Source organism: Caldisphaera sp. (assembly GCF_023256325.1).
Taxonomy (GTDB): Archaea; Thermoproteota; Thermoprotei_A; order Sulfolobales; family Acidilobaceae; genus Caldisphaera.
The window spans coordinates 114,408-134,571 of record NZ_JAGDXI010000044.1 but is presented as its reverse complement, the minus strand read 5'-3'; the positions used below and the strand labels follow the sequence as shown (position 1 = coordinate 134,571).

At 32.4% G+C, this 20,164-nt stretch carries 28 protein-coding genes and 2 tRNA genes; 14 read left to right on the top strand and 16 right to left on the bottom strand.

The genetic code is table 11. The features are described 5' to 3' along the window. Positions 1-398 precede the first annotated feature (398 nt). Together Q0C16_RS06845 and Q0C16_RS06840 are read right to left on the bottom strand one after the other, a co-directional pair. Positions 399-1,706 carry an FAD-dependent oxidoreductase gene (locus Q0C16_RS06845; protein WP_292320717.1) on the bottom strand — a complete coding sequence of 436 codons (1,308 nt, stop codon included), beginning with the start codon at positions 1,704-1,706 and terminating at the stop codon, positions 399-401. Positions 1,707-1,805: 99 nt separating this feature from the next. Beyond that, positions 1,806-1,879: transfer RNA gene (locus Q0C16_RS06840), tRNA-Ile, on the bottom strand. Positions 1,880-2,009: 130 nt separating this feature from the next. Between Q0C16_RS06840 and Q0C16_RS06835 the strand changes: the two genes are divergently transcribed. The 6 genes from Q0C16_RS06835 to Q0C16_RS06810 all read left to right on the top strand — a co-directional run bounded on the left by Q0C16_RS06835 (position 2,010) and on the right by Q0C16_RS06810 (position 7,182). Continuing rightward, positions 2,010-2,255 (top strand): Lrp/AsnC ligand binding domain-containing protein, encoded by a 246-nt coding sequence (locus Q0C16_RS06835; RefSeq protein ID WP_292320715.1) that lies wholly within the window; start codon positions 2,010-2,012, stop codon positions 2,253-2,255. A gap of 16 nt (positions 2,256-2,271) precedes the next feature. Continuing rightward, positions 2,272-3,594 (top strand): tRNA(Ile)(2)-agmatinylcytidine synthase, encoded by a 1,323-nt coding sequence (locus Q0C16_RS06830; RefSeq protein WP_292320714.1) that lies wholly within the window; start codon positions 2,272-2,274, stop codon positions 3,592-3,594. A gap of 508 nt (positions 3,595-4,102) precedes the next feature. Further along, positions 4,103-4,663 (top strand): 2-oxoacid:acceptor oxidoreductase family protein, encoded by a 561-nt coding sequence (locus tag Q0C16_RS06825; RefSeq protein ID WP_367117927.1) that lies wholly within the window; start codon positions 4,103-4,105, stop codon positions 4,661-4,663. Positions 4,664-4,727: 64 nt separating this feature from the next. After that, on the top strand, positions 4,728-5,039 hold the full coding sequence (locus tag Q0C16_RS06820) for a 4Fe-4S binding protein (protein WP_292320709.1): 312 nt from the start codon (positions 4,728-4,730) through the stop codon (positions 5,037-5,039). Beyond that, the gene (locus tag Q0C16_RS06815; protein WP_292320708.1) at positions 5,039-6,238 is read left to right on the top strand and encodes a transketolase C-terminal domain-containing protein; all 1,200 of its coding nucleotides are present in this window, start codon (positions 5,039-5,041) and stop codon (positions 6,236-6,238) included. The genes Q0C16_RS06820 and Q0C16_RS06815 overlap by 1 nt, the downstream gene beginning before the upstream one ends. After that, positions 6,238-7,182: a 3-methyl-2-oxobutanoate dehydrogenase subunit beta gene (locus tag Q0C16_RS06810; protein ID WP_292320707.1), complete on the top strand. Its 945-nt coding sequence runs from the start codon at positions 6,238-6,240 to the stop codon at positions 7,180-7,182. The genes Q0C16_RS06815 and Q0C16_RS06810 overlap by 1 nt, the downstream gene beginning before the upstream one ends. 2 nt (positions 7,183-7,184) lie before the next feature. Here the strand turns inward: Q0C16_RS06810 and Q0C16_RS06805 are convergent, their stop codons facing one another. Next, entirely contained in the window at positions 7,185-7,457 is a 273-nt protein-coding gene (locus Q0C16_RS06805; protein ID WP_292320706.1) for a hypothetical protein, read from the bottom strand. A 208-nt stretch (positions 7,458-7,665) separates the two neighbouring features. Here Q0C16_RS06805 and Q0C16_RS06800 point away from each other — a divergent pair, with 208 nt between their 5' ends. Both Q0C16_RS06800 and Q0C16_RS06795 read left to right on the top strand, forming a co-directional pair. Further along, on the top strand, positions 7,666-8,820 hold the full coding sequence (locus Q0C16_RS06800) for an AAA family ATPase (RefSeq protein WP_292320704.1): 1,155 nt from the start codon (positions 7,666-7,668) through the stop codon (positions 8,818-8,820). A 10-nt stretch (positions 8,821-8,830) separates the two neighbouring features. Next, on the top strand, positions 8,831-10,165 hold the full coding sequence (locus Q0C16_RS06795; RefSeq protein WP_292320702.1) for a VWA domain-containing protein: 1,335 nt from the start codon (positions 8,831-8,833) through the stop codon (positions 10,163-10,165). Here the strand turns inward: Q0C16_RS06795 and Q0C16_RS06790 are convergent. Beyond that, positions 10,162-11,010, bottom strand: a complete 849-nt coding sequence (locus Q0C16_RS06790) for a TatD family hydrolase (protein ID WP_292320701.1) — start codon at positions 11,008-11,010, stop codon at positions 10,162-10,164. The two genes, Q0C16_RS06795 and Q0C16_RS06790, sit on opposite strands and share 4 nt — an antisense overlap. Positions 11,011-11,215: 205 nt before the next feature. Here Q0C16_RS06790 and Q0C16_RS06785 point away from each other — a divergent pair, with 205 nt between their 5' ends. The 3 genes from Q0C16_RS06785 (at position 11,216) to Q0C16_RS06775 (ending at position 13,138) form a co-directional block, all read left to right on the top strand. Then, positions 11,216-12,070, top strand: coding sequence for an NAD(P)-dependent oxidoreductase (locus Q0C16_RS06785; RefSeq protein WP_292320700.1), 855 nt, complete (start codon positions 11,216-11,218; stop codon positions 12,068-12,070). A 68-nt stretch (positions 12,071-12,138) separates the two neighbouring features. Next, complete coding sequence (locus Q0C16_RS06780; protein ID WP_292320699.1) at positions 12,139-12,519, top strand: RidA family protein; 381 nt, start codon at positions 12,139-12,141, stop codon at positions 12,517-12,519. A 1-nt stretch (position 12,520) separates the two neighbouring features. Continuing rightward, the gene (locus Q0C16_RS06775; protein ID WP_292320698.1) at positions 12,521-13,138 is read left to right on the top strand and encodes a hypothetical protein; all 618 of its coding nucleotides are present in this window, start codon (positions 12,521-12,523) and stop codon (positions 13,136-13,138) included. Here Q0C16_RS06775 and Q0C16_RS06770 read toward each other — a convergent pair. Beyond that, a tRNA-Met gene (locus Q0C16_RS06770) sits at positions 13,136-13,209 on the bottom strand. The genes Q0C16_RS06775 and Q0C16_RS06770 overlap by 3 nt on opposite strands. Positions 13,210-13,300: 91 nt before the next feature. On the opposite strand from Q0C16_RS06770, the gene Q0C16_RS06765 reads away from it, so the two are divergent. Beyond that, positions 13,301-13,783 (top strand): hypothetical protein, encoded by a 483-nt coding sequence (locus tag Q0C16_RS06765; RefSeq protein ID WP_292320697.1) that lies wholly within the window; start codon positions 13,301-13,303, stop codon positions 13,781-13,783. Positions 13,784-13,968: 185 nt separating this feature from the next. Here the strand turns inward: Q0C16_RS06765 and speD are convergent, their stop codons facing one another. Next, positions 13,969-14,358: an adenosylmethionine decarboxylase gene (gene speD / locus Q0C16_RS06760; RefSeq protein WP_292320695.1), complete on the bottom strand. Its 390-nt coding sequence runs from the start codon at positions 14,356-14,358 to the stop codon at positions 13,969-13,971. Between the two features lie 134 nt (positions 14,359-14,492). Between speD and Q0C16_RS06755 the strand changes: the two genes are divergently transcribed. Continuing rightward, positions 14,493-14,687: a hypothetical protein gene (locus Q0C16_RS06755; RefSeq protein ID WP_292320693.1), complete on the top strand. Its 195-nt coding sequence runs from the start codon at positions 14,493-14,495 to the stop codon at positions 14,685-14,687. Here the strand turns inward: Q0C16_RS06755 and rpsB are convergent, their stop codons facing one another. From rpsB to rpl7ae, 10 genes are all read right to left on the bottom strand, one after another. Then, complete coding sequence (gene rpsB, locus Q0C16_RS06750; RefSeq protein WP_292320691.1) at positions 14,688-15,308, bottom strand: 30S ribosomal protein S2; 621 nt, start codon at positions 15,306-15,308, stop codon at positions 14,688-14,690. Next, positions 15,305-15,544, bottom strand: a complete 240-nt coding sequence (locus Q0C16_RS06745) for a DNA-directed RNA polymerase subunit N (protein WP_292320689.1) — start codon at positions 15,542-15,544, stop codon at positions 15,305-15,307. The genes rpsB and Q0C16_RS06745 overlap by 4 nt, the downstream gene beginning before the upstream one ends. Positions 15,545-15,549: 5 nt before the next feature. Continuing rightward, on the bottom strand, positions 15,550-16,008 hold the full coding sequence (locus Q0C16_RS06740) for a 30S ribosomal protein S9 (RefSeq protein WP_292320687.1): 459 nt from the start codon (positions 16,006-16,008) through the stop codon (positions 15,550-15,552). Continuing rightward, the gene (gene rplM, locus Q0C16_RS06735) at positions 15,995-16,438 is read right to left on the bottom strand and encodes a 50S ribosomal protein L13 (protein WP_292320685.1); all 444 of its coding nucleotides are present in this window, start codon (positions 16,436-16,438) and stop codon (positions 15,995-15,997) included. Before rplM ends, Q0C16_RS06740 begins: the two co-directional genes overlap by 14 nt. Positions 16,439-16,450: 12 nt before the next feature. After that, positions 16,451-16,810 (bottom strand): 50S ribosomal protein L18e, encoded by a 360-nt coding sequence (locus tag Q0C16_RS06730; protein ID WP_292320683.1) that lies wholly within the window; start codon positions 16,808-16,810, stop codon positions 16,451-16,453. A 2-nt stretch (positions 16,811-16,812) separates the two neighbouring features. Beyond that, a complete protein-coding gene (locus Q0C16_RS06725; RefSeq protein ID WP_292320682.1) occupies positions 16,813-17,649 on the bottom strand; it encodes a DNA-directed RNA polymerase subunit D in 837 nt (278 codons plus the stop codon). A gap of 72 nt (positions 17,650-17,721) precedes the next feature. Beyond that, complete coding sequence (locus Q0C16_RS06720; RefSeq protein WP_292320680.1) at positions 17,722-18,117, bottom strand: 30S ribosomal protein S11; 396 nt, start codon at positions 18,115-18,117, stop codon at positions 17,722-17,724. Then, positions 18,117-18,656: a 30S ribosomal protein S4 gene (locus Q0C16_RS06715; RefSeq protein ID WP_292320678.1), complete on the bottom strand. Its 540-nt coding sequence runs from the start codon at positions 18,654-18,656 to the stop codon at positions 18,117-18,119. The genes Q0C16_RS06720 and Q0C16_RS06715 overlap by 1 nt, the downstream gene beginning before the upstream one ends. Next, complete coding sequence (locus Q0C16_RS06710) at positions 18,634-19,128, bottom strand: 30S ribosomal protein S13 (protein ID WP_292320677.1); 495 nt, start codon at positions 19,126-19,128, stop codon at positions 18,634-18,636. Before Q0C16_RS06710 ends, Q0C16_RS06715 begins: the two co-directional genes overlap by 23 nt. Positions 19,129-19,158: 30 nt before the next feature. Beyond that, positions 19,159-19,542, bottom strand: coding sequence for a 50S ribosomal protein L7Ae (rpl7ae, locus tag Q0C16_RS06705; RefSeq protein WP_367117926.1), 384 nt, complete (start codon positions 19,540-19,542; stop codon positions 19,159-19,161). A gap of 95 nt (positions 19,543-19,637) precedes the next feature. On the opposite strand from rpl7ae, the gene ppa reads away from it, so the two are divergent. Then, complete coding sequence (gene ppa / locus Q0C16_RS06700) at positions 19,638-20,162, top strand: inorganic diphosphatase (RefSeq protein ID WP_292320673.1); 525 nt, start codon at positions 19,638-19,640, stop codon at positions 20,160-20,162. Positions 20,163-20,164: the final 2 nt, after the last annotated feature.

Genomic DNA, 20,164 nt, shown 5'->3' with positions numbered 1-20,164 from the left:
GGCATTAGAAGATATAAACAGGTTTGGAATTATATTATATAAAGAAACGTAATAAAATCATTAGGCAGAATATACATGGAGTTAACGAAGATGGTTATAGGTTCATTTACAAGGATTTCAATATAAAATACCTTCTAATAGGCTATTATGACTTTATTTCTTGGTCATAAAATATTAGGTCAAAAATTTATTAAGTTAAATGGTAATAATAGCGAGTATTATAACATAATTTAACATTGCAAATATTCGGATACCATCTTTTTCGATAACCCAATTTTTATTAAATTTAAAAGTAAAAGAACCATATAGGTAAAAATTTTATTCCATCTTAACTGATAATATTCCTTTACAAAAATATCAATAAACAAAATAATTTTTAAGAACATTTAAATAAAATACTATGAATCTACTACTTCCTTAACTGCTCTATAAACCATATCTGTATTCCAATAGTGCCATGATCCCCACCTTCCAACAGATTTAATCCCATAATTGTTCAATATTTCCATTGCTTTTCTTCTTATTTCATTGTGATTCAAAGTATAAATTGGATAGCCATATTTGTTAAACCATGCTTTTGAAAAAAGCACATCTTTTTCATCTTTTATAGCTCCTATATCTGCTAGATTTTTTATAACCTGATTAGTTATTTTGTTTAAATCAACATCTTCCCCTTTTGGAACAGTTATTTCAGCTATAAGATTACTTTTTTCTTTAATTGGAATTAATGAACTCATCCATGTATATCTATGAAAAATGATTTTTGGATCTGGTACATAAACGGTTGTTTGATTTGGTGTATTTGAAGAGATAGCAATACCAACTACAACAACACTGTTATAATCAAATTCATTTGCTAATCTCCTATTTTCTTCAGAATCTAAACTAATTAACAATTCTGGTAAAGGTATTGTACTAACTATCCTTTTAGCATTAATTTTATCATTAATCTTGTAATTATCCTTATTATTTTTTATTATTTTATCTACTTTCTTACCGAATAAAAAATTAACACCTCTTTTTGCAACTTTATTAAATAAAGAATTATATAAGGATTGTATTCCACCGATTTTTGGATAATAAAAATATGATTGTTCTTTATATCCTACATTAGGTATGCCAGCTGCTGCCTTTAACATGTCTTCTAGATTAGGAAAAGGTAATCTTCCTGGTATAAAAACCCAATCAGCCGCCATATTTTCTAAAGATCTCTTCCAAATTTTTTTATTATATGGTATCAAATACTCGTTAGCCATATAATCTCCAAAGAAACCTTTAATCCATTCTAGAAAATTTTTTGGCATCCATTCCTTATTTTCTGAAATAAAAATCATGCGTTCTATAATACCTTTTATAAAATTAACACGTGCTTCTGGATCCAGTACATATATACCATTTTCAAAAGGATATGGAACTAGTTTATTATTATATAATATGTAATTGTTTCTTTCTCTTTTTGTTACATTATCGCCTAATAATTTAACAATGTTTGTAAGTATATTTGTATCTTTACTAAACAATAAATGAGGTCCTCCTATATCGAAAGTAAACCCGTTTATTGTTTCGCTTCTTAATAGTCCTCCCTTTTCGTCTTCGGTTTCTTTTTCTATAATGGCTATTTTATAATTATAATTTGTTAATTTCATATCAGCATAAAGTAGTCCTGCCCATCCAGCACCTAATATTACTTCATCATAGTTATTCAATCTCATGCCACCGCTATTTTTCTCTTTATCTTATTTAAATTTTTATATTTATAAGTAAATTATGTTTCCAATTTCATAAGAAGATCATGGTATTTAATATGGGCCCGCGGGGATTCGAACCCCGGACCGCCCGGTTATGAGCCGGGCGCTCTACCTAGCTGAGCTACGGGCCCTCAATATTTTCTATATTTTGTTGGTTTATTAATTCTTTTGCGGGTTTTTATCTATTAACACAATAAAACACGGCATAAAGATTAAAATATATCAACCTGCCTAATATAATATTGAGTTGGTGGTGGGGAAGTGTCAGAAGCTATTGTTATGATAAATACTGATGTAGGTAAAGAAAATGATATATTTAACAAGCTAAACGAAATGCAAGAAGTTAAAAAAGTCTATATGGTATATGGAATACATGATATAATAGCTTTTGTTGAAGCAGAAAGTATGGACAAACTAAGAGGACTAATAACTGATAAAATAAGGAGGCTTGATGGTGTAAAAAGCACCTTGACAAGTATAGTTGTTATAAGCAAAGAAAAAAGATAGTTTAGATGAAAAAGTAATGGAGAATATAATAACAATTTCTTTTGATGATATAGATAGCCAGTATGGTGGGTGTACAACCCACTTTACTGGAATTTTTCTTCATGAAATCAAAGATAAAATAAAATTAATAGATTATCCATTATTAGTGAGGTTAAATCCTGGAATACCTTGGAAAACTAGGGGTAATGCTTCAACAGCTTTAAGATTTATCTATGATGACCCAAAGGAAATCTTTGAAATTGCTAAAAATTTAGTTGACGAGTATACAAATCCTAGGCCTCCATCACCCAATAAAAAACCTGGTATTGTAATAACACAAGGTAATGTATGGGAAGATGAGAACTTTAAAAATTTTTATAAAAAAGCTCTGTCTGATGTTGTTTTATTAGATGAGGCTATAAATATCTTAGAAAAGAACAAAGTGTTATATTATGGAGGGAAAGGATTAATTGGTGCAACTGCTGCTCAAGGATCTTTAGGATTATATGAACCTTATACATTTGAGCTTATTTTCTATAGACTTCCAGATAATTGGAATAAAGATAGATGTGTTAGAGATGATTTGGTTTTAAAAATCGAAAAAAGTTTGCCAGCATGTAGTATAAATAATTATGATTATATTAAAGAAAAAACTTCTGTAAAACCTAATGGTCCTGATCCCATACTTTCCGGATTTAGGGGAAGTTGTGAAGGACTTCTTTGGAAGTACGAATCTTCATTGTGTGAAACTCCTCATTTCGCTTTATTGTTTAGGAGTAATCAACACACTAGCTATGGATTGTTTAACGATGCGCATCCATATCCATATAGAAACGTTGAAATTGAAGGATATGTTTCTAATATAAAGATTTTACCAAAGGGACATGTTATTGTTTCGTTAAATACAAAATATGGAATGTTTGATATTTCATTCTATAAAGATACAGGGCCTTTAAATGAAGCAGCTAAATTACTTGTTAATGGCGATTATATTAAAGTTCAAGGATCTGTTAGGCCATATTTCTACAATTCTAATCCTACAATTTCAGCTTATTCTATGGAAGTAATTTATGTAAATCAATATGAAAAAGAATTCTCTCCAAGATGCCCAATTTGTGGAAGTAGAATGAAAAGTTTAGGCCATAATAAAGGTTATAGATGTGAAAAATGTGGCTTTGAATCCAAATATATTAATAAACTTAAAATTAAAATAGATAGGAAACTTTTGCCTGGTATTTATATGCCTGAAACAGGAGAATTAATGCATTTACAAAAAGAAAAATACATTCAACTACCAATACTAACAAGCTTAAATTATGTAAATATTAATCAAATATTTAAAGTATATGCAAATCCATAATAATTTCAAACAACAAACTTTTTTATCTAACTATATTGGATTCAAGAACAAACTAGTTTTTTATATGGAAATCTATCTGTTTGTTAACCGGGGAGTTAACAACCCCTCCGTTTCTTATGGAGAAATCTAGTAAAAATCCCCATTCCCCTCCGTTTCTTATGGAGAAATCTTTTGGTTTAACTCAGATTTTTAGTTATGGTTTGTATAATGATTGATCTTTTTAATTTTATATATCAAAAAACTTTCTATTTGAAATAGAGGGGTCCAGGATATATAAGAGGCCAAATAGAAATAACAAAACATAACTATATATGTGTCGAAACTATTTACTAAAAACTATTTGTTAGAAAATAAATTATAAGGCACAGAAAAGTTGATATTTTGAGTTATTAGTTAGGTATAATACTTAGAAATATTAGACCCCTCTGTTTCCTCTGCATCCCACTTCTTAACTCTAAAATATAAACCTCCCTGGCAAATTTAGATATTGGAATGCAAGGGTGTTTGTATGTATCTAGAGCTCAGGTTTCATGGAAGAGGTGGAGAAGGGGCCGTTACTGCAGCAACAATATTAGCCAGAGCAGCAGTTTTAGAAGGTAAATATGCTCAAGCAATTCCAAATTTTAGCGCAGAAAGAAGAGGAGCCCCAGTAGAAGTTTATTCAAGAATTTCAGATAAACCTATAGAGAAGCACAGCCAAGTAAGAAATCCAGATGCAATAGTTGTTTTGGATTATGAGCTTATTAAGATGGTAAACGTTTTGAGTGGGTTAAAACCTAACGGTATTGCGATTGTTAACTCCCCGGTTAACGAACCTTTAGATAATGTAAAGACTTATTGTGTAGATGCAACAAAGATAGCCAAAAGCCATAACTTAGTTATAAGTGGATGGCCTACTGTAAATACTGCGATATTAGGAGCAGTTTCAAAAGCATTAGGTATAGTCTCTATAGATTCAATTAGTAACGCTATTGCTGAACAGTTTTCATCACCAAATATAGCTAAAGCAAACGCAGCAGCAGCACTAGATGCATACAAAATGACCTCATTATGTGGTGATTCGTATTGAAATTTTGTTTTTATATATTCAGCTTATTTAAGCCTAATTTGGTATACATAAAGGGGTGTAGGATATGACACAAGAGAACTCTACGTTAATAATAAAAGATGCAGAAACATATTTTGTTGTGCCTATATCAAGGCCAGATTTTGGATCTTCAGGAAAAACAGGTTCATGGAGAACTGAAAGGCCTGTTGTAAATGAAGAGAAATGTACAAAATGTTTATATTGTTGGTTATATTGCCCTGAAGACACAATTTTAAGGAGAGAAGATGACATGGTTTACGTTGATTATGATTATTGTAAGGGATGTGGTATTTGTGCTGCTGTCTGTCCAGTTAATGCAATAGAGATGGTTCCCGAAGTAAAAAGGGGTGAGAATTGATGATTAAAACCTTAACAGGAAACTATGCTGTAGCAGAAGCAGCTAAACTTGCCAGAATTAAAGTAACGTCAGCTTATCCTATAACACCTCAAACAACTATAGTAGAAAAATTATCAGAAATGATAGAAAAAGGAGAACTTGAAGCAAAAATGATAAGAGTTGAAAGCGAGCACAGCGCATTGGCAGCAACTTTAGGAGCAGCGGCTGCAGGTTCTAGGGCTTTTACAGCAACAGCAAGTCATGGATTATTATATATGCATGAGGTATTATGGTGGACAGCTTCAGCCAGAATACCAGTGGTTATGGCAGTTGCAGCAAGAGCTATTGGCGCTCCTTGGAATATACATGTAGAGCATAGCGATGTTGTAGATCAAAGAGATACCGGTTGGATAATTGGGATTGCACAAGAAAACCAAGAAGTTTTAGATATGACAATACAGGCATTTAGAATTAGTGAAGATCCAAGAGTTTATTTACCAGTTATTGTTGGTTTAGATGGATTTATTTTAACTCATACAGTTGCTCCCGTGAATGTTCCTGATCAAAAAGATGTAGATAATTGGTTACCTCCAAGAAGGCAACCTTACGTTATTACGCCAGAATCAAAAATAGCTATGGGTAATATGACAAGCGATGACGATTATTATATGATGAGATACTCTATTCAAGTTGGCCAAGAGGCTGCTAAGAAAGTAATAGAGGAAGTCGATCAAAGTTATGGTAAAGCTTTTGGTAGGTATTATGGAGGACTTGTTGAGTGTTATAGATGCGATGACGCAGACTACGTAATGGTATTAATGGGAAGCTGGGCAGGAGATGCAAAAGAGGCCGTAAAGATTTTAAGAGAAAAAGGTATTAATGCTGGAATAGCAAGGATTAGATTTATAAGGCCATGGCCTGCTGAAATATTAAGAGAAAAATTATATAATAAGAAAGGCGTGCTGGTTTTTGATAGAAGCATATCTTTTGGTAATGCAGGCCAATTATTTACAGAACTTTCTTCAACACTATATGGTATGACTAATATAAGAGGTGTGATAGCTGGTCTTGGAGGAGTAGATGTATTGCCAGAAGACTTTGCAAACGAAATGATAGATTTTGTTAATAAAGTTGAAGAGAATGGGAAGGTTTATGATCCAATTAAGTGGTTATTCCCTGCAAAATATAGGAATGTTAAAATAGAGGAGGTGGTATCATAATGCCAGTGAGGTTAGCCGATTTCCCTAGAGTAAGGTACGGCATGCCTGGCAATGCTGCTTGTCCAGGATGCCCCGAAACAATGGGGTTAAGATATGTTAAAATGGCTTTAGGAGACGATGTTGTATTAGTAATTCCAGCTGGTTGTAGTAGCGTAATTCAAGGATATACACCAAAGAGCGGTATTAATTTCCCAATATTAAACATAGTATTTGCAAGTGCAGCAAGTGCAGCATCTGGAATGCAAGCTGCTTTTGAATCCCAAGGCAAAGATACTACAGTAATTGTATGGGCAGGAGACGGTGGTACAGGAGATATAGGATTTCAAGCTATGAGTGGTGCAGCTGAAAGGAATGATAATATAATGTATATATGTGCTGATAACGAGGCTTATATGAATACAGGGATTCAGAGGAGTAGTTTAACTCCTTATGGTGCTTGGACAACAACTACTTGGACCGGAAAAAAAGAGCATAAGAAAAACATACCTATGATAATGATAGCGCATGAAGTACCTTATGTTGCGACAGCAACAGTTGGTTATCCACAAGATTTTATTGATAAACTTAGGAAGGCAGCAAAAATTAAGGGATTCAAATACATACATCTTTTAGCTCCTGATCCTGTTGGATGGAAATTTGATCCAAGTCTTACTGCAAAACTAGGCCAATTAGCTGTTCAAACAGGTCTATTTCCACTCTATGAGTATGAAAATGGGAAGCTAACAGTTAGCGTATTTAGCAGGCTATATAGGAAGCCAGAAAAAAGAGTTCCAATAATAGAATATATTAAAGTTCAGGGAAGATATGCACAATTAATGAAAGATCCTGAAAAAATTAAAGGATTAGAAGAAGAGATAGAGAGGCAGTGGAAATGGATAGATATTTTGGAGAAATCATCTAACCCAAGTAGCGTAGCTCAACAAATAATAAAAGAAAATAAATAATTTTAACTACTTGCATTGCTTTTATCTTGTATTAATGCTTCATTTCTTATTTTTCTTATTTCTTTGATCTCTTCTGAATTCTCAACGAGGGTTGGAATGAAATTAGTTAGATCTAAAATTTCTTCTCTAGGCTTTTCGATTTCAAACTTAGCAATAACATTTTTTGTTGTAGGATCTAAAATCTTTAAATAATCATACAAGGGATCATTATATAAAATTGCTATTACTTCTTTTGAATGATAGTTAGTAAATTTTTCATAAACATTATATACCATAATCCCACCATTAATATTTATTGTTTACTGGGATTTATAAGGGAAACTACTCTTATTTAAAAATAATCCTATTATTATGAAAAACATAAAAAGCATATTTTTAATAAAAATTTTTAATAAAAATTAAAATACCTTTAAATAGCTTTGCATTAATCTTATATAACTATACCTTTATTCCCTCTGCAGTTCTAAATAGATATGAGGCTAGGTGTGTAATTTGAGCGAAGATTCATCAAATCTATTAGATATGGCAAACAAGTTTTTGGCATCATTAGAAGAACCTTTTGTGGGAAGACATGAAGAAGCATTAGTCCTAACATTATCCCTTATTACAGGAGAGCATGTAGTATTAATAGGAGAGCCTGGGACTGCTAAAAGCGCTATGGCAAGAAGATCAGCTGATTTATTGGAGGCAAAATATTTTAAATATCTTTTAACAAAGTTTACAGAACCAAGCGAGCTTTTTGGGCCTCTTGATATAGCAGGCTTAAGAAGAGGGATTTATAAGAGGATAACTAAAAATAAATTGCCTGAAGCAGAAATTGCTTTTCTAGATGAGATATTTAATGCTAATAGTGCAGTTTTGAACAGTATTTTGAGCATAATGCAAGAAAGGATATTATATGATGGGTACAATGAAATAAAGGTACCATTATGGACTTTGATGGGAGCAAGTAATAGAATACCAGAAGAGCCCGAACTTGAGGCGCTTTATGATAGGTTTTTGTTTAGACATAATGTTAAGCCTGTTGATGAAGAGCATTGGGAAGGATTACTTGATGCTTCTTGGGATATAGAGAAAGGGATTTATATACAAACTAGTAAAATAATGGACATAAGCAATGTAAAGGCATTAAATTCGTTGTTGTTTAAAGTAGACATAAACAACATTAAAAGCAAGCTATTAAGGATGTTTATGATATTAAATGAGAAGGGATTACAACTTAGCGATAGAAGAAAGGGAAAGATATTAAAAGCAATAGCTGCCCATGCATTGCTTGAAAAAAGATATCAAGCTACGGAATCAGATTTGATAGTGTTAAAATATACTGTTCCTAAAAGCATAGAGGATTTCGAAAAAATAGGGACTATATTGATGGAAGAACTGAAAACAAAGGATAGAGTTATGAGAGAATTAGAAGAAATAACTAGCAATATAAAGAACTCTAGGAGAAGTATACAACAGATGCAATCTTTTGACCCAAGGCTTCTGGAAATATATAAAAACCTGAAAGCTGCAAAGTCAAAAGTACAAAACCTGGTTCAAGATGTTGAAGATGAAGAAATAAGGAAAAAGGCAGAAGAATTAAATGATATGATAGAATCTCTATCTCAAGAAATAATGATAAAGTTAAATATGTGAGGAATCTAATATGGAGAAGCAAAATAAAAGAAAAGAAAGCGTTTATAGAGAAATAGGCAACATAGATGAGCTAAGACTTTATAGAGGAGAGAAAATATTAGCAACAGCAAAGGACTTATCAGGAAAAAACTTGGATCCAAGAATTTCCCCCTATTTAGGTATAGACTTGTTTTATACATATTATTTCCCAATACCATCAACAGATGAAACATCTCCTGAAGATGATGAAGAAGAGGCATTTAGAAGAACAGTAATATCTACATTGTTAAAAACAGAATCGGCTTGGAAAACTAAAATATATACGTCAGCAGATAGCGTTACAAGTATAGTTGCAGCAGCTTCATTTATAGAAAAACTTAACAAGTTATTACCGCCAAATCAAGGAGGCGATAAAGGAAAAGAAGGAAATAGCCAAAACGAGTCTGATAATGAAGGAAATAATTCTCAAGAATTACAAAATGCTATACAAAAAGCCTCTGAATCAGCTATGAAAGACGCGGAGATGGCAAAAGAAGTTAAGATGCTAGCTGAAAAAATGGGCGCAGGAAAAGGAAGCATTTTTTCTTTAGAAGGCTCTGCAGAGGAAATATTAAAGTTAGCAAGAGAAACTGATGTAGCGAGAATTTTAGAGAAAATAGAAGGCCTAAAGATGATAACCAATGCAAAAACAAAAAACACTATAAATTATTCTAAAGGTTGGATCTCAGGAATCGAAATTGGGGGAGATATAGAAAGAGTACATTATAGCCAGCTCGCATTTCCAAGTTTATTGTTTTATGCAGAATTTGCTAATGATAGGTTATTACTCTATGAAAAGAACTTACCTTCAAACAAAGGGCCTATTTATGTTTTATTAGATAAAAGCGGTAGTATGGTAGGTTCAAAAATAGATTGGGCTAGAGCTGTTGCAGTTGCGTTATTTAAAAAAGCTATGGATGAAGGAAGAAACTTTTTTGTTAGATTTTTCGATTCGGTTCCTTATCAACCTATGAACGTTAAAAGTAATGCAAAGGCATCAGATATTTTAAACGTTTTATCATATTTAGCAAGAATAAAAGCAGGGGGAGGAACTGATATAACGAGGGCTATATCATCTGCAGTCGATGATATGGATAAAACAAAGACGAGCAGTAAAGATAAACCAAGCGATATTGTTTTGATAACTGATGGAGAGGATAGGCTCAGCCCTGAAATAATAAATAAGCTCTTAAAGAAATCAAACTCTAGGTTGCATTCAGTAATGATACAAGGACATAATGCATTTTTACAGCAAATATCTTATAGGTATTTATCAGTTAAGAAACTAGAGCAAAAAGAAGCTCTAGAAGTAGCTGATTTTTCTTAAGGTTCTATACCATATGATTGTTTAATGTTATCAATATTAACTTTATATAGATATTCTTCACTTAGATTAAATTTTTTAGAAATCTCAACTATTTTTGTTGGAAGTTCCCATGGATATACAACTTTCTTGTACGCAGGATTATCAGGAAAGTCGCTTTCTATCATAAAAATTGGAGGTAAACTATATAGAACAAAATTTAAGACTTCATCTATGCCATATACTGTAGAAGAATATCCAAGGTTATTGATTTCAATTAACATTGATGGTTTTGCATGATGGAATACTATTTTTCTTTTATTGTTTATATTAGCCTTATTAACATTATAATCTATTATTTTCACCGTATCTATATCAGCATTTTCTAAATGCATGTGTATCATACAATCATAATCTTTAGCGTATTCAAAGGCTTTTTCCAAAATAATTTGAGAAATAGCTACTCTCTCAGGCATGGTTTTATAGTGTTGTCTTCCAACTTCACCAATACCATAGAGAATACCATCTTTGCATAAATTGGATTCATATTCTATGACCTTTAAACCTAAATTTAAGACGCTGCTTGGGCTCATCTTTATTTTATCGATTAAAAAATCTATATCTTCAGGATGGAAACCAGCTATACAAACAGTTTTAATTCCTATTTCATTTGATTTCTTGCACTCTTTTATTTGATATTCTATCATTTTTCTATATGATTCAAAACCATTAAAATCATCAAAGTAATCCCAAGGCGACGCTGAGACGTAAGAAATGAACCATCCTCCATTAGATTTAAATTTTTCTGATATTTTATATCCCATTCCTTTAATTGGATTTATATGTGAGTGCGCATCAGCAAACTTCATATTTATCTCCTAATGCTCTGGTATAACTAAAATTTTTACATTTTGTTATAGTTTAAGGATAAAGTTTTCAACATTTATAGCTAGAGAATATTAAATAAAATACTTTTATTAAACCATAAAAAATTTTTTTAAATAATTATATATGCTCTATTAAAAAAGGTTATAATTGCTTTATTATAAAACAGAAAATTAAAGGCGTTCAGGAATGAAGGTAGCTATAATTGGTTTAGGTAGGATGGGTAGAGGAATTGCAAAAAATCTTGTTAGTAAAGGATATGAAGTAGAAGGTTTTGATGTTGATAAAAATTCATATAAAATCCTGGCAGATTTGAAAGGATTTAAACCTTTAAACAACGTTTCAGATGCTTACGATTCTGATTACGCATTGTTATTATTACCGACTGGAAAAGAAGTTATAGAAACACTAAAAATTCTAAATAATTATAAAGGCGTAATTATAGATATGACAACAATGGGTTATGATGAAATAAATGATGTTATTAATTTTGTAAATAACAATGGGTTAAAATATATTTCGGCAAAAATAGAAAGAGGACCTGCTGATGCTGAAGCAGGTAGATTAATATTCTATGTTGGTGGAAACAAAGAGTTGTATGAAAAGTCTCAGAATTTGCTAAAAGATATGGGCGAATATATTTATTTAGGGAGTAATGAAAATGCAAATATAATTAAACTTATAAGCACTTTATTGCTAACTGCAAACACTGTCCTTTTAGCTGAAATATCTCAAATAGCAGATAAATTAAAGATAGATAAGGATCTATTAGTAAAGGCTTTAACTATGGGCGGAGCAGACTCAGTTCAATTAAGATCTAGGTTTCCTATGATGATTAATAAAAACTATAAAGAAGTTTTTAGTGTTAAGCTAAGTAAATATGTCGCAGAAAAAACTTTAGAATATCTTAACGATTATGGAATTGATTACACTCCTCTTTTGAGAAATGTCCTAGATATACTTAAATTAAGCGATACACTAAAAATTGGGGACAAAGATATTGCAGAAATATCAGAATTTTATAAGAAAATTAATAATGCTTAATTATATAATCGATTCTAGTTCACTAAGCTTTTTAATTCATAAGTTTTAATGAAAAATAGGGAGGAGATTTGAAAGAGGCAGTTTTTACAGATAAAGCACCTAAACCTGTAGGCCCTTATAGTCAGGGGATAATTTCTAATGGATTTTTATTCATTTCGGGTCAGGTTCCATTAGATCCAAAAACAGGAAAGCTTGTGAGTGATGATTTCGAAGAACAAGTAAAAAGAGTATTAGAAAATCTAAAAGCTATATTAGAAGCATCTAATTTATCATTTGATGATTTAGTTAAGGTAACAGTTTTTATGAAAGATCCTTCAAAGTTCTCTACTTTTAACAATATTTACTCCAAATATTTTAAAGGGCAATATCCAGCAAGATCTGTTATATTTGTAAATGATTTACCTGTTAACGCTCAGATAGAGATAGAGGCTATAGCAGCTAGGGAATAACATGTTTAATAAATTAAAAAAATTTTTAGAGAATTTTTTTGAGATCGTTGAGTCCTTTAAAGAAGTAAGATCTATAGCAAGGAGGATGTTTATAACAAATTCCTTTGATTCAATTTTTGCATCTCTTGGTGTAATGATAGGTGCGTATGAACCATATTTAAATTCTTTGATTCTAGGAATGAGCATACTAGGTAGCTCTTTAACTATGGGAATATTTAGCAGTGTAATATCAGTATACTTTTCTGAAAGAAATGAAAGACTAAAGGAGCTGAAAGATTTAGAAAAGGAACTTATGGTTTCATTAAAGGATAGCATATATGGGAAATCTATTAATTTTCTGTCTTTATATGTTTCATTGTGGAGCGGAGTTGGAGCATTTGTTTTCACATCTCTTATTTCTTTACCGTTCTTTATATCATATTTCTTGAACTTTAATATAACACATGCTTTAATAATATCTTTATTTATATCATTTGTTGAGTTAGGCTATTTAGGATATTATATGGGTAAAATCAGTAATGAAAATGTTTTAATAAATATTATAAAAAACATTGTTTTAGGTCTATTGGCAATAGCATTTGTTTCTCTAGTAAAATATGCATTAAGGATTTATATATAGCGGGGGGTGGATTTGAACCACCGGCCTCGGGGTTATGAGCCCCGCGGGCTACCAGGCTGCCCTACCCCGCTCCATATAGTTCATTGTTATACTTTGGGCTTTTATATATTTTCTATTATGGTTAGTTATGTTAGATTTAAATACATAGAAGAAATTATTAAAATGGTGAGATCATTGTACAACAAAGATCTAATAGAAAACGTTAGACAATGGAAAAAAGATGAAGAAATTTATTCAAAGGAGTTAGGAAAAACTGTTGAAAAAGCTGAGTCCCCCATGTTAAAATTAATTTTAACTATCGCTTCGTTAGATTCCTATAAGCATAGCATTGTTTATGGATTTATTGAAGAAATGTTAAATAAAGGTAATGAAGTTCCTATGCTGCAAGAATCTAATGAGGTATTGAAATCATTAGAAAATCATATTTTGGAAGAATCAAAGGCTATGGAATTTTTAATAAGAGTTTTGGAAGATAATAACATAAAAAATGATAAATTTTTAGAGTTTGCATTTAAGCTGATATATAAAGATGAAGTATTACACCATATTTTATTGCATGATGCATTTAACGCTTTAATTAATTTAAATGATAACACTATGAAAGAATTATATGAGGCAATAGATAACTGGATTAAACCTAATTAGTTATTTTATAGAATTTCTCTTTAGGATGATTTTTATAAGCAGAAAATTATAAGAAATAATCATAATAAAGGGAACGAAGGGTTATAAATAAGAAAATCAGTTAACAAAATAAAAATAATTTTGATTTAATTCTTTTTTGTTCGCTTTGGCCCCCAGGCCAAAATGCCTGAACCCGGGGGCCTTTCCTATTCCAGGCTCCTATCTGTCATACCGAATTCAACATCCTCTGGATCGAGGGCATTTACTATGAAATCGAAAGCTTTTTTGGGATCTGTATGAGAACCGCAACTATATACATCCACTGTAGCAAATTTATATTCTGGCCATGTATGTATTGTTATATGGCTTTCTAATACAATAGCCACAGCGCTAACTCCTTCGCCAATCTTCCACGTTTTAACATCTAGAATTGTCATATTTCCAGCATTTCCAGCCTTAATTAAAAGGTTAGTTAAACCCTTTTCGTCTTTTAATAGGTTAGTGTTTCTGCATCCCTTAACATTTCCATAGACATGACGTCCTACAACTTTTGGCTTTTTGTTATATTCGTCCTCTATGTTGTAAGTTGACTGCATTTTAGCACCCCCCTATTTAAACCCTCTATATGTATATCACCCACCACTTTAAAAGTTATTGCTGGTCTATTACTACAAATTTCGCCCAATTCTAAAAGAAGATTTTTAATGATTTATCTGCTTGTTTAAATAAGGTGAATAATTTGGAAAATATAGAAAAGAAAGATCCAAGAGAGCTGCTTGATATGGTTTATATAAGGCTTGATTTATTAGAAAGAGATGTTTCTGAAATGGCTAAAAGAGAAGAGTCTAGAGGAAAATTGATTGCTATTAATGAATTGTTAGAGGAAATAAGAGATATATTAAATGTAATGAGAGTAAAGTGTTGATTATTTTTTAATTCTGCTTGTTACAAAGTCTTCATATGTGAAATCAGGTTCTTGACCTGGTGCTAGCAATCCTTTGTTTCTCATTATTTCTCTTGTTAATAGCCAATAAACTAAAGCTAAACTTCTTCTACCTTTATTGTTTGCAGGAATTATGAGATCTACATCTTCTATTTTGTTGTCTGTGTCAGCTAATGCAACTACTGGTAAGCCGATTTTGGAAGCCTCTACCAAAGCTTGTCTGTCAGTTCTGGTATCGGTTATTATTACAGCATCCGGTTCTATATAACTCTCTAAGTTTGGATTGGTAAAAATACCCGGTATAACTCTACCACTTATTGCTTTGCAACCAAGTTTTTCACACATAATTGTTATGGGTCTTTGACCATAAATTCTTGTTGATACAACGGCTATCTTTTTCTGGTCAAATGTAGATAAGAACCTCCCTGCTATCCTAATTCTTTCGTCTATTTTATTAACATCTAGTAGATAGAATCCATCAGGTAATATTTTATAAACAAATTCTCTCATATATTTTGTACATATCTGCGTTCCAAAAATAACTCCTGCTTTCTTGTATGTATCTGAAGATACTAGTAATTCCTTATTTTCTTCTTCACTCAAGCGTTTGCACCCTTTTCTAATTCCTTATACCTTGCAATTCTGGACGTGCTATATTTGGAAATTTGTTCTATATAAGCTATACTAGTAAATAAAGTTCTTCTGCAACAATATCTCTTTACTCCCAAATCATCTAATACCTTTTCAGGATCCTCTCCTGCTTCAACTCTTTTCTTAAATGGTTCATATAAGTGCCCTAATGGGGCTCCACAAGTTAAACATCTAACTGGAGGTAACATATTTTTCACCTATATGATGTCTGCCATCCCCTTCTGGCGCTGTATCTCATGTATTTTTCAGGTTCTGTTCTTCTATAGTCACCAGATAGCATTGTCCTATCATATTCTTCAAATATTTGCTTAATTCTTTCGGCAATTTTATTTCTCTTCTCGCACTCTTCGCTGCTATCATTGCATTTGAAAAATGAAATTATCCCTCTTGCTATAGCAGTTCTTGATGCAGAAGCCTGTCCCATAACTCCCCCTCCGCTCACTCTTACTTCTATGTCTATTAGATTCATAACTTCTTTCCCAACCAATAAAATTGGTTCCATTATTTTTACTCTTGCCATAGTGTTTGGAATAATCTCTACAGGAACGCCATTTACCTTGACTTTACCGCTACCAGGTTTTATTATAGCTGTAGCTACTGCTTTTTTTCTTTTGCCTGTTGACACTACCAGATTTAGGTTACTCAACAGCACCCACCTTCCATCCCATATTCTCAGCTATTACTTGAAGGGTCGTAAACTTGCCTCCTAATTTATCTACTGTAAACTGTAGTTTTATAGGTTGCTTATTTTTATATTCTTTTGGTATGCCAACATAAACTTTGAGTCTTTTCAAAGCATCTTCACCTTTCTTATTATTTTTTGGTAACATGCCTGCTACAGTCTTTTTAACCAACCTGCTTGGTGATCTAGCTCTCTTTGGCCTCCATTTATGAGAATAGTGAGTCTTAACATTTAATACTGTATCTTTATAAAATTGAATTAATTTCGATGGATCTCCACTAACGGCAATTTTTTCAGAATTTAGAATAACAACCTTGTTTCCTTCTAATAATAATTTAGCTACATGGCTTGCTAGCCTACCTAATATTGTATTACTTCCATCAATTACTATTTCTTCCATTCTCATACCACCTCACACTATTATTTTTACATTCTTACCTTCGGGGTTCGTTTTCATCACTTCTTCTATAGTAATACTGTTGCTACCAGAGGATCTTATTTTTTCTACAGCATCTTTTGAGAATGAGAATGCAGCAATAGTAACTTTTTTGTTCAATTTACCGCTTCCCAATACTTTTCCAGGAACTATTATAATATCATTATCATTGGCTAGTCTGTTAATTTTATTTAGGTTAACTATGACCCTTCTTCTTGCAGGTCTTGATAATATTTCTGCAATATAAAGCCAAACCTTAGATTTAGTATTTTTATACTGCTTCCTCAAATTCTTAAGCGTATTAACTAACAGCTCATTTGTAATCTCTCTTCTCATATTTACTCACCCTTTTCAATTTTTTCCAGCAGCGCTTCTACCCTCCTATCAAGGCTTTTAGAGGCTTCTAAAATAATTTGCTGTGGTTCTAAAGAGCCATTAGATTCTACTGTAAGCAACAATTTATTGCTATCGTATCTAACTTTAATTACATTCTTGCATGCACTATCTTCACAATATCTTAAACCGCTTGTATTTATATTTGTTTTATATTCTATCGTTTTGTTCTCTTTTGATTTAAGAGCTTCCTCAACTTCTTTATAATAAGAAACACATTTTATGCACTCTTCATTAGCTTCGCTCCCTTTTACATCAACCATAGTTGTGTATTGTAAAATAGATGTAGAGGCAGGACTCCATTTTCCATGCTCTCTACCTCTTCCTAACCTTGCATAGGCAACTAAGTGAATCCTTTGACCGGGAGCAAGATAAACTATGGGAGTATCAGGATATGCAGGCTTTATATTCTCATCAGAAAACTTAAGATCTGATGCTTTAACATATATGCCTGAGGAGCTTTCATCGCTTAACTCTTTCTCAAGAACCACTTGGACATAACAAGAAGTATCAGTTTCATCCTTACCAGCACATTTTTCTGGCAAATTATATTTATGGATAGCATCATCAGATTTTAAAACTAATAATCCTAGTCTGTGGGCTATGATTTCATCATAAACGCTTGTATCATTATCATAAAAGTATACATAATCAATAGCCATAGTAGGCACATCAGATAATACAAGCCTTCTAAGAGCATTACCAAATGCTATCGGAAATCCTTCTAGATATACTGTTATTTTGTTATTTTTAAGGTCTAATACATCAACACTTTTTTCCATTTTTATGCCACCTAAGCATCTGCAAAATAAATAATAATACCAGGCTAATTAAATTTATATTAAAAAAATAGTTTAGACTCTTCTACCTCTCCTTCCGCCAGGTCTTCTTGTAGTATCGTGAGGTATAGGTGTTACATCTTCTATACGCCCAATAACGAAACCTGCTCTAGCTAAAGCTCTTATAGCTGATTGAGCTCCTGGTCCAGGTGTTTTAGGTCCATGGCCTCCGGGTGCTCTTACTTTTATATGAATTGCTGTTATACCCCTATCCATAGATGACTGAGCTGCTCTTATTGCGGCAATCATAGCTGCATATGGAGATGGTTTCTCTCTATCAGCTTTAACAACCATACCTCCTGAAACTCTTGATGACGTTTCAGAACCGGTTAGATCTGTTATGTGTATAATTGTATTATTAAAACTGCTATATATATGAGCTACTCCCCACCTAAGCTCTCTAAACGCCATTAAGACTCACCCTCTTCACCTTGATTTTCTTCACTACTTTTACTTTCCATCATATCTTTAATTGGACTACCTAACGCATATGTTATTTTATCTTCATCTTCTCTCGTTACTAAATATCCTGGATTTGTAACTCTTTTACCATTTATGGCTATATGTCCATGAGTTATGAATTGTCTAGCCTGATAAATTGTTTTTGCCATTCCTTTCTTTAATACTATGGTTTGTAATCTCCTTTCTAATACATTTTCCGAAGTTAATCCTAAAATATCATCAAGGCTTGAATCTTTTCCAATTAAGCCTAGTTTGTATAATCTATCCAAAAGGCTTTTACCAACTTCGGATCTTTGAGGTTCTGGTAAGGCAAGTAAATTTCTTGCTTGATGCCTAACTGTTCTTATTATAGTTTCTGCAGTCCAGAGTTCTTTTTTATTTCTCAATCCATACTTTCCTATTATTTTCATCTCTGTTTCTAACCTGGACTTAATCCATGGATGTCCAGGCCCTTCCCACTTCTTTCTACTGCTTTTGGGATCCCCCACTTGTTTCCACCTTCTCTTTCTTAACTCCTATAGTCATACCTAATCTACCGGTAGTATGAGTTTTTTGTCCTCTTACTTTAAGTCCTAGTTTATGTCTAACTCCTCTCCAAGAATTAACTTTTTGTTCTCTTTCAACATCTCTCCTAGCAACAAATATTAAATCTGCTCCAATAAGATGCTTATCTAATCCGGTTTCATAGTCTTTTCTTCTGTTATACATCCAGCTCGGTAACTTTAGCTTGGTTAGATCGCTTATAACGTCTTCTAGTTGCTTTATTTCCTCATTGCTTAGATAACCTATTCTTTTATTGGGATCAATCTTTAAGTGTCTAACAATGGCTAAAGCAGTTTGATATCCGATACCTTTAATCTTGCTTAAACCCAATATAATGTTTAAATTACCGTTTATGTCTGTTTCAGCGATCCTCAGCACATATTTAAATTGTTCCTCTTTGGCTCCTTTAGCAGGCATTTAACATTCCCCAAGAGCAAATTAGTAAATTTATGCACTAGCTTTAGCTCTTAATTCTTTAACTTTATCAACAATTTTCTTTAAATCGTTTTCTGCTTCTCCTCCTTCAACAATTGCAACACTTGCTGCTCCTACTTCTATATTAACAGCTTCTCCTAGTTTTTTCTTGCTTGGTACATACACGAATGGTATCTTTTTTGCATCACATAATAATGGCAGGTGAGCAACTATTTCTGGTGGATCTACATCTACAGCTATAACTACTAGTTTGGCATTTCCTCTCTCAACGGCTTTCGTTGTTTCATTAGTTCCTTTCTTTATTTTACCACTTTCTTTTGCCTTGCTAACTACCTTATATACTTCCTCTGCCAGATCTTCTGGCACATCAAACAACACATAGCTTGACTTTGACATATTCATCCTCCTCCCCTATTTGGGTCGTCATACATATTTGTAGCAGTTTAACTTTTAAATATAACGCATCCTTAATAATAATAGGTGTGAAACTCGTGTGTCTTGAAAAACTAGGTCCTGGAAGTAAAGCTCCTGATTTAGTAAATATGTTTATAGAAATTCCTATGAATAGTAGTGTTAAATATGAGTTAGATGAAGAAAGTTGTTTAGTAAAAGTTGATAGATTCTTATATACAAGTATGTCTTATCCATTCAATTATGGTTTCATCCCCGGAACAAAATCTGAAGACGGAGATCCTATAGATCTATTACTAATTAGCAGAGAACCAGTAATGCCTGGAACAATAATAGAAGCAAAGCCAATTGGAATATTAGTAATGCAAGATGAAGAAGGTCCTGATGCTAAAATTATAGCAGTTCCTAAAGAAAAACTTGACCCAATTTATGGTTCTTGGAGTGATGTTAAGGACATTCCTGATTTCCTAAAAAAGAAAATATCTCATTTCTTTGAACATTATAAGGAATTAGAGCCTGGTAAATGGGTTAAGGTAACAGGTTGGGAAGGAGTAGATAAAGCTAAGGCGGAAATCATGAGTGCCATTAAGAGGGCTAAAGAATAAAT

Coding starts and splice junctions, on each gene's coding strand:
- Q0C16_RS06830 (WP_292320714.1), top strand. CDS start 2,272: ATGGAGAATATAATAACAATTTCTTTTGATGATATAGATAGCCAGTAT.
- Q0C16_RS06825 (WP_367117927.1), top strand. CDS start 4,103: ATGTATCTAGAGCTCAGGTTTCATGGAAGAGGTGGAGAAGGGGCCGTT.
- Q0C16_RS06820 (WP_292320709.1), top strand. CDS start 4,728: ATGACACAAGAGAACTCTACGTTAATAATAAAAGATGCAGAAACATAT.
- Q0C16_RS06815 (WP_292320708.1), top strand. CDS start 5,039: ATGATTAAAACCTTAACAGGAAACTATGCTGTAGCAGAAGCAGCTAAA.
- Q0C16_RS06810 (WP_292320707.1), top strand. CDS start 6,238: ATGCCAGTGAGGTTAGCCGATTTCCCTAGAGTAAGGTACGGCATGCCT.
- Q0C16_RS06805 (WP_292320706.1), bottom strand. CDS start 7,457: ATGGTATATAATGTTTATGAAAAATTTACTAACTATCATTCAAAAGAA.
- Q0C16_RS06795 (WP_292320702.1), top strand. CDS start 8,831: ATGGAGAAGCAAAATAAAAGAAAAGAAAGCGTTTATAGAGAAATAGGC.
- Q0C16_RS06790 (WP_292320701.1), bottom strand. CDS start 11,010: ATGAAGTTTGCTGATGCGCACTCACATATAAATCCAATTAAAGGAATG.
- Q0C16_RS06785 (WP_292320700.1), top strand. CDS start 11,216: ATGAAGGTAGCTATAATTGGTTTAGGTAGGATGGGTAGAGGAATTGCA.
- Q0C16_RS06775 (WP_292320698.1), top strand. CDS start 12,521: ATGTTTAATAAATTAAAAAAATTTTTAGAGAATTTTTTTGAGATCGTT.
- Q0C16_RS06765 (WP_292320697.1), top strand. CDS start 13,301: ATGGTGAGATCATTGTACAACAAAGATCTAATAGAAAACGTTAGACAA.
- speD (WP_292320695.1), bottom strand. CDS start 14,358: ATGCAGTCAACTTACAACATAGAGGACGAATATAACAAAAAGCCAAAA.
- Q0C16_RS06745 (WP_292320689.1), bottom strand. CDS start 15,544: ATGTTACCTCCAGTTAGATGTTTAACTTGTGGAGCCCCATTAGGGCAC.
- rplM (WP_292320685.1), bottom strand. CDS start 16,438: ATGGAAGAAATAGTAATTGATGGAAGTAATACAATATTAGGTAGGCTA.
- Q0C16_RS06730 (WP_292320683.1), bottom strand. CDS start 16,810: ATGAGAAGAGAGATTACAAATGAGCTGTTAGTTAATACGCTTAAGAAT.
- Q0C16_RS06725 (WP_292320682.1), bottom strand. CDS start 17,649: ATGGAAAAAAGTGTTGATGTATTAGACCTTAAAAATAACAAAATAACA.
- Q0C16_RS06720 (WP_292320680.1), bottom strand. CDS start 18,117: ATGGCGTTTAGAGAGCTTAGGTGGGGAGTAGCTCATATATATAGCAGT.
- Q0C16_RS06710 (WP_292320677.1), bottom strand. CDS start 19,128: ATGCCTGCTAAAGGAGCCAAAGAGGAACAATTTAAATATGTGCTGAGG.
- rpl7ae (WP_367117926.1), bottom strand. CDS start 19,542: ATGTCAAAGTCAAGCTATGTGTTGTTTGATGTGCCAGAAGATCTGGCA.